Annotated in this window: 13 protein-coding genes; 12 read left to right on the top strand and 1 reads right to left on the bottom strand. The window is 57.7% G+C overall.

Annotated elements, in window-relative coordinates; all coding sequences use genetic code 11:
- Positions 1 to 54: 54 nt before the first annotated feature.
- The 6 genes from AC2FIP_RS02165 to AC2FIP_RS02140 all read left to right on the top strand — a co-directional run bounded on the left by AC2FIP_RS02165 (position 55) and on the right by AC2FIP_RS02140 (position 6009).
- Positions 55 to 1185: a bifunctional 2-C-methyl-D-erythritol 4-phosphate cytidylyltransferase/2-C-methyl-D-erythritol 2,4-cyclodiphosphate synthase gene (locus AC2FIP_RS02165; RefSeq protein WP_496785018.1), complete on the top strand. Its 1131-nt coding sequence runs from the start codon at positions 55 to 57 to the stop codon at positions 1183 to 1185.
- Positions 1182 to 1679 (top strand): phosphatidylglycerophosphatase A family protein, encoded by a 498-nt coding sequence (locus tag AC2FIP_RS02160; protein ID WP_142633508.1) that lies wholly within the window; start codon positions 1182 to 1184, stop codon positions 1677 to 1679. Before AC2FIP_RS02165 ends, AC2FIP_RS02160 begins: the two co-directional genes overlap by 4 nt.
- The gene (locus AC2FIP_RS02155; protein WP_496695626.1) at positions 1676 to 2155 is read left to right on the top strand and encodes a CinA family protein; all 480 of its coding nucleotides are present in this window, start codon (positions 1676 to 1678) and stop codon (positions 2153 to 2155) included. The genes AC2FIP_RS02160 and AC2FIP_RS02155 overlap by 4 nt, the downstream gene beginning before the upstream one ends.
- Positions 2156 to 2303: 148 nt before the next feature.
- Entirely contained in the window at positions 2304 to 3485 is a 1182-nt protein-coding gene (locus AC2FIP_RS02150; protein ID WP_496785017.1) for an ammonium transporter, read from the top strand.
- A gap of 127 nt (positions 3486 to 3612) precedes the next feature.
- Positions 3613 to 4293, top strand: coding sequence for an orotate phosphoribosyltransferase (locus AC2FIP_RS02145; protein ID WP_496695630.1), 681 nt, complete (start codon positions 3613 to 3615; stop codon positions 4291 to 4293).
- A 225-nt stretch (positions 4294 to 4518) separates the two neighbouring features.
- Positions 4519 to 6009, top strand: coding sequence for a replicative DNA helicase (locus tag AC2FIP_RS02140; RefSeq protein WP_496706049.1), 1491 nt, complete (start codon positions 4519 to 4521; stop codon positions 6007 to 6009).
- Between the two features lie 3 nt (positions 6010 to 6012).
- Here AC2FIP_RS02140 and AC2FIP_RS02135 read toward each other — a convergent pair whose 3' ends face one another.
- Complete coding sequence (locus tag AC2FIP_RS02135) at positions 6013 to 6555, bottom strand: GNAT family N-acetyltransferase (protein ID WP_496785016.1); 543 nt, start codon at positions 6553 to 6555, stop codon at positions 6013 to 6015.
- A 232-nt stretch (positions 6556 to 6787) separates the two neighbouring features.
- On the opposite strand from AC2FIP_RS02135, the gene alr reads away from it, so the two are divergent.
- The 6 genes from alr to radA all read left to right on the top strand — a co-directional run bounded on the left by alr (position 6788) and on the right by radA (position 12642).
- Complete coding sequence (alr, locus tag AC2FIP_RS02130) at positions 6788 to 7822, top strand: alanine racemase (protein WP_496785014.1); 1035 nt, start codon at positions 6788 to 6790, stop codon at positions 7820 to 7822.
- Complete coding sequence (locus tag AC2FIP_RS02125) at positions 7819 to 8601, top strand: MlaE family ABC transporter permease (protein WP_142633494.1); 783 nt, start codon at positions 7819 to 7821, stop codon at positions 8599 to 8601. Before alr ends, AC2FIP_RS02125 begins: the two co-directional genes overlap by 4 nt.
- Positions 8598 to 9344, top strand: coding sequence for an ABC transporter ATP-binding protein (locus AC2FIP_RS02120; protein ID WP_281972002.1), 747 nt, complete (start codon positions 8598 to 8600; stop codon positions 9342 to 9344). The genes AC2FIP_RS02125 and AC2FIP_RS02120 overlap by 4 nt, the downstream gene beginning before the upstream one ends.
- 435 nt (positions 9345 to 9779) lie before the next feature.
- Entirely contained in the window at positions 9780 to 10232 is a 453-nt protein-coding gene (locus AC2FIP_RS02115; RefSeq protein ID WP_142633488.1) for a paraquat-inducible protein A, read from the top strand.
- A 148-nt stretch (positions 10233 to 10380) separates the two neighbouring features.
- Positions 10381 to 11160 (top strand): DNA repair protein, encoded by a 780-nt coding sequence (locus AC2FIP_RS02110; protein WP_496785013.1) that lies wholly within the window; start codon positions 10381 to 10383, stop codon positions 11158 to 11160.
- 120 nt (positions 11161 to 11280) lie between these two features.
- Positions 11281 to 12642, top strand: coding sequence for a DNA repair protein RadA (radA, locus tag AC2FIP_RS02105; protein ID WP_142633484.1), 1362 nt, complete (start codon positions 11281 to 11283; stop codon positions 12640 to 12642).
- Positions 12643 to 12663 lie beyond the last annotated feature (21 nt).

Below are 12663 nucleotides of genomic sequence, written 5' to 3'. Positions count from 1 at the left end.
TCTGCTTTCACCGCACCCTAAACATTGCCCTTAACTCGTCGGAGAGCACGACACATGACGACCGCAGCTATCATTGTCGCCGCAGGACGCGGTCAACGCGCCGGAGGCGGCACACCAAAACAGTGGCGCCATCTGGCAGGTCGTCGGGTTGCCGACTGGACCATCGACCGTTTCCGCGGGCAAGTCGATCACATCGTCCTTGTGCTGTCGAAAGAGGATGCCCCCGCCTGGAAAGAATTTAAAAGCGCCGATCTGATCCTCGCGGAAGGCGGGTCAGACAGAGCAGGATCAGTGCGCAGCGGGTTGTCGGCGTTAAACGGGGTGAATGTGACCCGCGTCTTGATCCACGATGTCGCACGTCCTTGTGTCAGCACCGAGATCATTGATGCCGTTCTGGCCGCTCTGGACAATTTCCCCGGTGCAGCACCTGGCCTTGCGGTGACGGACGCCTTGTGGACAGCAAGCGACACTATGGTCACAGGCACTCAGGATCGATCCGGGTTGCATGCAGCGCAAACCCCGCAAGGCTTTCACTATGACGCAATCGTCGCTGCTCACACCGCGCATCCCGGAGGTTCCGCGGATGACGTGGAAGTCGCGCGCGCCGCCGGGCTGGACGTCTGCATCGTGCCGGGCGATACGGACAACCTGAAAATCACCCGACCCGAGGATTTTGCCAGGGCGGAACGCATATTGGGAACGGATATGGATGTAAGGCTGGGGAACGGCTACGACGTGCATCGTTTTGGTGACGGGGATCACGTAATCCTGTGCGGTATCAAAGTTCCGCATAACCGATCGCTTCAGGGGCATTCTGATGCGGATGTCGGTATGCACGCAGTCACCGATGCGATTTACGGAGCATTGGCACAAGGGGATATCGGACAGCACTTTCCGCCCTCAGATCCCCAATGGAAAGGCGCGGCAAGCGAAATTTTCCTGCGCCACGCGGTCGAGTTGGCCGGGCAGATGGGATATCGTATCTCGAATGTCGACTGCACGCTGGTCTGCGAATACCCCAAGGTCGGGCCTCACGCCGCGGCCATGCGGGCAGAGATGGCGAAGATCATGGAATTGCGCCAGGATCAGATTTCGGTCAAGGCCACAACCTCCGAGCGTTTGGGTTTTACCGGGCGTGGTGAAGGAATTGCTTCTATTGCAACAGCTTGTTTGGTGAAATCATGACCGTTGCACAACTGATTGGCACTGTTTGTGGCGTCGGATATCTGCGACCCGCCCCCGGCACCTGGGGGTCTTTGGTTGCCCTGCCCTTGGTATGGGTTCTGCATACTCTGGGCGGCTTCCCCTTACTGGCGGTCGCGACAGTCGCGGTGTTTTTCGGCGGTCTGTGGGCCACGCGGGTGATGACCGCCGGGCAAGAAGACCACGACCCTTCCGAGATTGTGATTGACGAGGTCGCAGGTCAGTTCCTCGCGCTTTGGGCGATATCCTATCCCAGTTGGGCGCACGGGATCGACATTACGGCGCTGTGGCCAGGTTGGGTAACTGGGTTTGTACTGTTCCGCCTGTTCGACATCCTGAAACCCGGCCCCGTGGGTTGGGCCGACCGGCGCGGTGATCCGATGGGCGTTATGCTGGACGATGTGATTGCCGGGGTATTCGCGGCCATAGGCATCATGTTGGCCGCCGGGTTCAGCCACGGAGTTCTGGGGTTATGACCGTTTCCGACCTGCTAGAAAGCGCCAAAGCGAAAGGGGTGATGATCACCACCGCCGAAAGCTGCACTGGCGGGATGGTCGCTGCGGCTCTGACCGACATCCCCGGCAGCTCTGCGGTCGTTGAGCGCGGTTTTGTGACCTACACAAATACTGCCAAACAGCAAATGTTGGGTGTCCGCAAGGAATCATTGGATGCCCATGGCGCGGTTTCTGAACAGGTCGCGCGCGAAATGGCCGAGGGTGCCTTGCGGAATTCACAGGCGCATCTGGCAGTGTCGGTTACCGGCATTGCAGGCCCGGGCGGGTCCGAGTTTAAACCCGAAGGCCGGGTATGTTTTGGTGTGGCCGGTGACGGCATCCCACCCATGACAGAAACCGTCGAATTCGGCGCATTGGGCCGCGATCGGGTGCGCCGCGCCGCGCGGGATCACGCGCTGGCACTGCTGTCAAAGGCGCTTTTCAGCACTGCCCAATAATCGGGCATGCTCGACAATTTGACGCCCAATTAATCAACTCTTCAAAAAAGGCCCCTGAAATAGGCTGCTTTTTTGGGCTCTGCCTCTTTTTTCCCCAGTCGCAATCCGCTTCAAGCCCCGCCACGCATTCTGAAAAGGAGAGTGGCTGATGAATGGAGCCGATACCGCCTGGATCATAGTAGCAACCGCACTGGTCCTGTTCATGACACTTCCGGGCCTGGCCCTCTTCTATGGCGGCCTTGTACGCGCCCGCAACGTGCTGAGCGTGTTCATGCACTGCTTTAGCATCGCCTGCTTGATGAGCATTCTCTGGCTGGTCGCAGGATATTCCATCGCCTTCGGCCCCGGTGAAAGCGGGATTTGGGGCGGGTTGGACAAGGCCTTTCTGAATGGTGTTGATGCCGACAGCCTGGCCGGCACCCTGCCCGAAATTCTGTTCTTTGCCTTCCAGATGACCTTTGCCATTATCACCCCCGCCCTGATCGTCGGCGCCTATGTCGAGCGGGTTGGCTTTGGCTTTGTTCTGACCTTCTCTGCCCTGTGGATGCTGCTGTGTTATGCGCCCGTGGTCCATTGGATATGGGGCGGCGGAATGCTGAGCGATGGCGGCATTTTTGGCGAGACAGGTGTGCGAGATTTCGCCGGTGGCATCGTGGTGCATGAAACGGCAGGTCTGGCCGCTTTGATCATTGCTGTCGTACTCGGCCCGCGCCTTCACCGCACAACGCCCCCGCATAATCCAGGCTATGTCATGATCGGCGCTGCGATGCTGTGGGTCGGCTGGTTCGGCTTCAACGGCGGCTCGCAACTGGCTGCAGATGGCGGTGCCGCGATGGCGATGACCGTGACGCATCTTTCGGCGGCCACTGCATCCCTAACCTGGGCCTTGTGGGAGAAAATTCGCTTTGGCAAAGCCTCGATGGTGGGTCTTGTGACCGGGACCATCGCTGGTCTGGCCTCGATCACCCCGGCGTCGGGCTTTGTCGGCCCGGTTCAGGCGCTGATCATCGGCGGAGTCGCAGGTATCCTGTGTCAGGAAGCGGTCTATGTCATGCGCAACATTTTGAAAATCGACGACACGCTGGACGTGTTTGCGGTGCATGGCGTTGGCGGCATCTTTGGCACAATCATGATCGCCCTGTTCGGCATGGGTACCTGGACCGCACAGCTGGGCGGTCTGGCAATCGTGGGTATCTTTACCGCGGTGGTGACCTTTGTGTTGATCAAGCTGGTCTCAGCCATCACGCCGCTGCGTGTGGATGCCGAGACCGAGACCAACGGCCTTGACCTGTCGGTCCACGGCGAACGCGCCTATGACATGAGCAGCTAAGCGCATCACATTGTGCAAGCTGACAGCGGGCCCTATTCGGGCCCGCTTTTCTTTTGCCTGCCCTCTCGACTCTGGCAGCAGCAGCAGGCTATCAGCCCCGAAGGTTTTTCAGCTCAGAGGTCCCGCCATGATCCCCAGTTCCTTTCCCGACAGCACCGAAATCGCCCGTCTGACCGCGCGGATGCTACTGGAAATCAAGGCTGTTCACTTCAATTCGCGCGAGCCATTCACATTGGCCAGTGGACTGCCCAGCCCGACCTATATCGACTGCCGAAAGCTGATCTCGTACCCGCGCATCCGGTCTACTCTGATGGATTTCCTGACCGTTACAGTGATGCGGGATGCGGGCTTTGAAGCGTTCGACAATATCGCTGGCGGCGAAACTGCGGGCATTCCCTTTGCCGCGATGGTCGCTGAACGCATGGCCCTGCCGATGACATATGTGCGTAAAAAGCCCAAAGGCTATGGACGAAATGCGCGGATCGAAGGCGCGATGAGCGAGGGAGAACGCGTGTTGCTGGTCGAGGATTTGACCACCGATGGCGGATCCAAGCTGTCCTTCGTCGATGCGATCCGCGAAACCGGCGCGACCTGCGGGCATACCGCGGTGATTTTCTATTATGGGATCTTCCCAGAAACCGAGAAAACTCTGGGTGATCATGGGGTGAAACTGCATTCGCTGTGCACCTGGTGGGATGTTCTGGCCGAGGCCAAAGCGCAGAAAGCCTTTGATACGGAAACACTTGACGGTGTCGAAGCCTTCCTGAACGACCCGCGCGGCTGGCAAGAGACCAACAAACCTTCCTAAACCTGTTGTGGATGGATTGGGGATAAGCGCCAAAGAATCGGCTGAGCATATACGATATCTGGTGACTTTTCCCCGCTTTCCTACATAATAGGCCAAGCACACCACATCGTCCAAACTGTCTGGAAAGTTATCCCTAGGCCTTACCCCCAGTTAGCCACAGGTATTTCCAGATAGCTTGCAATGGCGTTTCGCGTATAGAACCTCGGGACGGGCAGCGGGGACAAAATGAACGAGATAAGCAGCATCGAGCAGGCAGCGGCACAGATCCAAAACGCCGATACCATGCCGCATTCTATTGAGGCTGAACAACAGCTTCTGGGTGCGATCCTGACCAATAATGATCTGTATGATCGGGTCGCCTCGATCATCGGGGCCGAGCATTTCTATGATCCGGTTCATGCGCGTATTTACGAGGTCGCCTCGACCCGTATCGCCAAGAATGCGCTGGCCTCGCCCGTCACGCTGAAATCTTTCATGGCCGAGGATGAAGGCCTGAAAGAACTGGGCGGTCCGGCCTATCTGGTCAAGCTGGCCGGGGCCTCGATCAGCGCCTTTGCGGTGCATGACTATGCCCAGATGATCTATGATCTTGCCATCCGGCGCGAGTTGATCCGGCTTGGCCGCGATATCTCGGACAAGGCGGCGCGGGTCGATGTGGCGAGCGAGCCCAAGGAACAGATCGTCGAGGCTGAACAGCAGTTGTATCAGCTGTCTGAACAAGGCCAGACCGAACAAGGGTTTCAATCCTTCCTCAAGGCGGTCACCGAGGCTGTCAACGTCACCAACGAGGCCTATCAGCGCGGTGGTGGAATGGCCGGGATTTCCACCGGTCTGACCGATTTGGATAAACAGTTGGGTGGCTTGCACCCGTCCGACCTGATCATTCTGGCCGGGCGTCCGTCGATGGGGAAAACCTCATTGGCGACAAACGTGGCGTTCAACGTGGCCAAAGCGTACAAGCGCGGGCTGAAACCCGACGGCACCGAAGGCGCGATTGACGGCGGCGTTGTCGGGTTCTTCTCATTGGAAATGAGCGCCGAGCAGTTGGCGGGCCGGGTTCTGGCCGAAGCCTCGGAAATCTCGAGCCACAAGATCCGCCAGGGTGACATGACCGAGGGTGAGTTTCGCCGCTTTGTTGATGCGGCCAAGGAGTTGGAAGCCTGCCCGCTGTTCATTGACGACACCCCGGCACTACCGATTTCACAGCTCGCCGCGCGTGCACGGCGGTTGAAGCGGACTCACGGTCTGGACCTGCTGGTGATCGACTATCTGCAGTTGTGCCGCGGCATGGCCGAAAACCGCGTCAACGAAATCGCTGAGATTTCGATGGGTATGAAAGCCATTGCCAAGGAACTGAACATCCCGGTCATCGCATTGTCTCAGCTATCCCGGCAGGTTGAAAACCGAGACGACAAGCGCCCTCAACTGTCCGACCTGCGGGAATCAGGCTCGATCGAACAGGATGCTGACGTGGTGATGTTCGTGTTCCGCGAGGAATACTACAAAGAACGTGAAAAGCCCGGCGATCATGAGTTGGAGAAGATGGAAGAGTGGAAGCAGGCCATGGAACGCCTGCACGCCAAGGCCGAAGTAATCGTTGGCAAACAGCGCCACGGCCCCATCGGTACGGTCGAGCTGTCCTTCGAAGCACAGTTCACCCGCTTTGGGAACCTCGTCAAACCCTGGCAGCAGGACGGTCAGATCGAAGGCTACTGACCGTCACCAAAGGTCGGGCCGGTCAAATGCACAAACACAGCGTGACGGCCCCACCATTGGATCAGCCTGTGAACCAGACAGAGATTGCCCTAGCCATCCGATCGGCTGGCTAAGCGGCATTGGCGGCTGAGCGAATGCCTCAGAAATGGGCAGGAAACCGGTTTTGCCGTAATATGACGGATCTCCGTAGGTTATTGCAAAATCGACGCCTTGGGCCCGCAGTTGGTCCAGACCAAAGGTGATCAGCTTCTGCCCGACCCCACCCTGTTGCCGATCCGTCCGCACGGCCACGGGCGACATCAGAAACACCCGTCGCGGATCCTGATCAAAGGTCAGGCGCGAGAACATGATACATCCCAGAAGATCGCCCCCATCAGTCGCAACACATCCCTGCAGATCCTGATCGGGCTCGGTTTTTAGCAATTCCCTGATCAAAGATTGTATGGCCCGTCCTTCCTCGGCCCCCTCTGAAGCAGAGAACACATCATAAAAGAAATCAGGCAACCTACTGCTCTGGTTTTTGTACCCAAACGAGAGTTCAATCATGTTTTCATCCCAACAGGCCCCCTTGGGCATTAGTGAACGATCACCTTGACCCGATCATGGTTGACCACGATGTGCGCTCAATAGTGATTTGTTGCCCTCAGATGATCAATACGCAGATTTACGCTGTTTCAACCCGCTTCCCGGCCTCAAGGTGCCGTTATGCGCAACGTACAGGTCAATTATCGCTGCGACCCCCCTTGACCTGACGCGATCCAATGTCATGAACAGACGCATGAGTACTGCACGCTTAACGATCAATCTTTATACGCTGGCCAGCAACTGGCAGGCGCTTGATGCAAAGACGTCCTGTGAAACGGGTGCCGTGGTCAAGGCCGACGCCTATGGCCTGGGCGCTGGTCCTGTCTCTGCCGCACTTGCTGAAGAAGGTGTCAGAAATTTCTTTGTCGCGGCCGCCGAAGAAGGCGCTGCCGTGCGCGAGGCTGTCGGGCCCGACGCAACGATCAGTGTTTTTTCTGGACATATGGAAGGCGACAGCGACCTTCTGCGCCAACACAATTTGACGCCTTTGCTGAATTCGTCCGAACAGTTCCGCCGCCATCGTCAAACCTTGCCTGAACACGCCTTTGGAATCCAGTTGGATACCGGCATGAATCGCTTGGGGATTGAGCCTGCGGACTGGGCCGCGTTGCGCACAGAGATCGAGCCGCTTAATCCGTCGCTGGTGATGTCGCATCTCGCCTGTGCGGATGAACCTGACAACCCGATGAATCGCCACCAACTGCGGGTGTTCCACGAATTGACTGATGGAAGTGCGGCCCCCAGATCGCTTGCGGCCACCGGCGGTATCCTTCTGGGCAGCGATTATCACTTCGACCTTTGCCGTCCCGGTATCGGGATGTTTGGCGGACAACCCTTTGCCGATGCGAAACCCGTCGTCACCGTCGACCTTCCGGTCATTCAGGTGCGCGAGGTCGAGCCCGGCGAAAGCGTGGGATACGGCAATAGCTGGGTCGCGCGGCGCAAATCCCGTATCGCCACGGTTGCGGCCGGGTATGCGGACGGGCTTCACCGCGCTATCGGAGGCGGCATTGATGCATTTGTGGCGGACAGGCCCTGCCCCGTCGTTGGCCGGATCTCAATGGATCTGATCACCATCGACGTAACGGATCTGCCCGAGGATCCGGAACGCCTGCGTATTCTCAACGGCCACCAGACAGTGGATGATCTGGCCGAGGCCGCCGGCACCATCGGGTATGAAATTCTGACATCTCTAGGCGCGCGCTACTCTCGGGGCTATATCGAATGAACCCTCTTTCAATGCTGGGCGGGTTGGGACGTACAGCCCTGTCTTTGCTTGCAAATTTCGGCAAGGTCGCTCTGTTCTTTGTAGACGCGATTTCACATATTTTCCGCCCCCCCTATTATCCGCGCGAATTTGCGGTCGCTCTGATGAATATCGGCTGGATGTCCCTGCCGGTGGTCGGCCTGACGGCGATATTTACTGGCGGTGCATTGGCGCTTCAGATCTATGCAGGTGGTGCGCGTTTCAATGCCGAAGCTGTGGTGCCACAAATCGTAGCGATTGGCATGGTGCGCGAGCTTGGGCCTGTTCTGGGTGGTCTGATGATTGCAGCGCGGGTCACATCGTCCATCGCTGCGGAAATTGCGACCATGAAAGTGACCGAGCAGATCGACGCGCTGGTAACTTTGTCCACGCATCCGATGAAGTACCTCACCGCTCCACGGGTGCTGGCCGCCGTCATCACAGTGCCGATTCTGGTTGCGGTTGGCGATGTGATCGGCATTGCGGGCGGATATATCGTGGCGACCCAAAGCCTGGGCTTCAACGCCGCGGCCTACCTGCAAAACACCATGAATTTCCTCGAATTTCATGACATCGTCTCATCGCTTACCAAGGGCGCGGCATTTGGCCTGATCACGGCGACCATGGGCTGTTACTACGGCATGAATTCGGGCCGGGGCGCGCAGGGCGTTGGCGCTGCGACCAAATCCTCGGTCGAAGCCGCCGCAATCATGATTCTGGCTGCAAACTTCGTTCTGACAGGGGTGTTCTTCTCGATATGATCCGGATGGAGAGTGTACATAAAGCCTTTGGGTCCAATCAGGTCCTCAAAGGCGTCAATATCGAGATCCCCAAGGGCACCTCGATGGTCATCATCGGCGGGTCGGGCACCGGCAAATCGGTGGCGCTGAAATGCGTTCTTGGCCTGATCAAACCTGATAGCGGCACGGTCTATGTAGACGGTAAAGACGCCACCAAAGGCGACCGCGATGCCTTTCTGGCCCGGTTCGGAATGCTGTTTCAGGGCGGAGCGCTGTTCGACTCGCTGCCCGTCTGGCAAAACGTCGCCTTCCGCCTGCTGCGCGGCTCGCTCAAACGTCCCGTGGACGAGGCGCGCGAGATCGCCATCGAGAAACTGCGCCGCGTGGGTCTGAAAGCGGATGTGGCCGATCGTTTCCCGGCCGAACTGTCGGGCGGTATGCAAAAACGCGTAGGCCTGGCCCGCGCCATCGCCGCCGAGCCCGAGATCATTTTCTTCGATGAGCCCACCACCGGCCTTGATCCCATCATGTCCGGTGTCATCAACGACCTGATCCGCGAGATCGTTACCGAAATGGGCGCCACCGCGATGACCATCACCCACGACATGAGCTCGGTCCGCGCGATTGCCGACAACGTCGCCATGCTGCACGGAGGCGTTATCCAATGGACCGGCCCCGTCGGGCAGATGGACGCCTCGGGCGATCCCTATGTGGAACAGTTCATCAGTGGGAGTGCGGAAGGGCCGATTGAGGCGGTGCGGTGATCGCGCAAGGGACGCATCAAGGAATGTAATCAGTTTCCACAGAAATTTGCTTTATCGATTTAGTTTCTCATGCTTCATTCTTTGGAGAACCTCTCGCAATACAAAAACTGAACAACCAGAATATTCGGAAGAACAAGAACTTGAAAACGTTTCTATTACTGGCAAAAGAGTTTGTGACCCACTATTCGGTTCCGCTTCGTTTGATCGCCAGTATCTCGCCGGTTATAGTTTGGAAGTTTCTTTATCCCGACTGGTACTATGATTCTGCTTATTCTAGGCAAGCCGATTTTGCCCTAATAGTCGTCCTTCCACTTACTGTTTTTTATATGTTCTGGGAGTTTTTTCAGCTAAAACGAGGGAATTCGAAGAAGAAAGCTCAACCAAAAAACACTTAAGCCCTAAAATTATGTTCCCGCTTGAACTTCGATGGAGCAAATGACCCTCCGCCTCGTCACCCTCTCTCTGCTGATCCTCTACCCCATCGCGTGGTTCGCTCCGCTGATGCGCGCGGGGTTTCTGCCCATCTTCGGCCTCAGCGAAATCAGCGTCATCACCGGGCTCCAGTCCCTTTGGAAGTCCGATATCTTCCTCGCGCTGATCGTCACCGTCTTCGCCCTTTTTGCCCCCTATCTGAAAACCATCGGCACCGCCCTGATCCAATGGGACCTGCTGGATGCGCGCGTTCAACCTGCGCTGAACATCCTCGGCAAGCTGGCGATGGCCGACATTTTCCTGATCGCGCTCTATATCACTCTGGCCAAGGGCATCTCTTACGCGACCATCGAAACCGCCTGGGGGCTTTACCTGTTTACGGCCTGTATTCTGGCCTCAATTGGCTTGGGTATTATTACCGAGATGACATCCAGATCACGAAATCATCAGACCTAATTGATTGAAAACACTTATCTGAGTATCATCTTAATATTTCGAGCAGCCAGTTTCTTGTAGTGATCGGTCCGTAGCGGATCAAAAATTATGTTCAACCTTTGTCCGCTTCGGCCCGATATGTATCGGTTTGAGAAGGAGATCGTCGAACATGACCGCACTCCACACGTTAACATTACAGTTTCAAAACGCATTTTTACGACTGACATTTTTTCTGATTTGTTCCGCGGCTTTTCTGGCCGTCGCAACCACTTTGCTATCCGCCCTGGGCGTGCTGCCATGGCTTTCCATGCAAGCCGGACTGGCGAGCGGTACCATCATAGACGCCGGGATCTATGTTCAGATTGGCCTGACCGCTCTGATCCTGATGCTGGCCTTCTACCTTCCTGCGAATGCCCGGATGATGGCCCTGGAAAACGCGCACCGTAAATTTGCGCTGAACATGCACGACATCGCCCATGCCTATCAGCTGGCCCATGCGCAGGACCGCAGCGGGGCATTTATCCTGTCGTCCGAATTTGATGCGGTCAAAGAGCGGATGGCCTTCCTGCGCCAACATCCCAACCTACAATCGCTCGAACCAGAGATTCTGGAGTTGGCCGCGCAAATGAGCCAGATCAGCCAAGAATTGGCCGAAACTTACGGGGATACCCGCATCGCCCGTGCCCGCACATTCCTGCAGCAACGCCAGGAAGAGATCGAACTGTTTCAGCAACGGCTGGAAGAGGCACAAACCATTCAGCACGAGCTGCGCCAGTGGACCCATGATGTTGAAATCGAGGAATCCATTGCTCGTTCTCAGCTAACCCGTCTGCGCGACGAACTTTTCGAACTGTTGCCGGAATTGTCGGCGCAGCTGCAGCAACCCAAGGACGCCGGTTCCAGACCGTCCAGCGTCATAGCCATGTCACCGCCCCGCGCCGCCGAATAGGCGCACAGCGCCCGCCTTGGACGATGGCCCAAACGGGCCTGAGGATATGGCGCGCTACCGGCGGAGATGAAGGCCCACGAGGGCTTGAAGAACCGCCATTCCTCGGGCACCAAGGGCGCCATGGCAAAGACAACTTTTTCATGCTCGGCCTGCGGTGCCACTCATTCACGGTGGTCCGGGCGCTGTGACGGTTGCGGTGAATGGAATTCCATCACGCAAGACGTACCCCTTTCGGCTGGCCCGGCCAAAAAATCCCTCGGCGGCAAGCGTGGCCAGTCCATCACACTCACGGACCTGTCGACCGAGGAAACTCCCCCTCCCCGCACGCTCTGCGGGGTCGAGGAGCTGGATCGCGTGCTGGGAGGCGGACTCGTCCCCGCCTCGGCCTTACTGGTAGGTGGGGATCCGGGCATCGGCAAATCCACCCTTTTGCTGCAGGCCGCGGCCCGGTTCTCGCGTGCAGGTGTGAAAACCATTTACGTCTCGGGCGAGGAAGCCAGCGCGCAGGTTAGGATGCGCGCGCGCCGGTTAGGGCTTGAAGATGCGCCTGTGCAACTGGCCGCCGAAACCAACCTGCGTAACATCCTCACCACGTTGGAAGCCGAGAAACCCGGTCTCGCAATCATCGACTCAATTCAAACCATGTGGGCCGACAACGTCGACAGCGCACCGGGTTCAGTGTCACAAGTCCGCGCCGCAGCACATGAATTGACCACGTTTGCGAAACGACACGGAGTTTCAATCATCATGGTTGGCCATGTCACCAAAGATGGTCAGATCGCTGGCCCCCGCGTGGTTGAACACATGGTTGATACCGTTCTTTATTTCGAAGGCGAACGCGGGCATCAGTTCCGCATTCTGCGCGCGGTCAAGAACCGGTTTGGTCCAGCCGATGAGATTGGCGTGTTCGAGATGACAGGCAAGGGTCTGGCACAAGTCACAAACCCGTCGGCCCTGTTTCTATCTGAACGCGGCAAGCCCAGCCCTGGATCGGCCGTTTTTGCAGGTATCGAAGGGACACGGCCGGTTCTGGTTGAGCTTCAGGCGCTGGTTGCCCCATCCCCCCACTCTCAGCCTCGCCGAACCGTCGTCGGCTGGGACAGCGGACGGCTGGCAATGATCCTTGCCGTGCTCGAAGCCCGCTGCGGCATCCCCTTTGCCGGGCTTGATGTCTATCTCAACGTCGCAGGCGGGCTTAAAATCACCGAGCCAGCCGCGGACCTTGCCGTTGCTGCCGCGCTACTCAGCGCGCGCGAGGACACAGCCCTGCCAACGGACACCGTCGTTTTCGGAGAAATCTCGTTGTCCGGGGCACTTAGACCGGCCCCTCAGACAGAAAACAGGTTGAAAGAAGCCCAAAAACTTGGTTTCACATCCGCCATAGCTCCGGCAGGCGGGAAAACCGGTACTGTGGCAGGTCTGACACTCACCCGGCCCTCTGATTTGGTAGGGTTTGTTGGCGAAACCTTCGGAGCAGGTTAAGGTAACGCCTTGAGGGGCAGA

It is taken from the genome of Ruegeria sp. CDSB114 (assembly GCF_059611025.1).
Note: the sequence above shows the minus strand (reverse complement) of the source record. Positions and strands in the feature narration are given on the sequence as shown.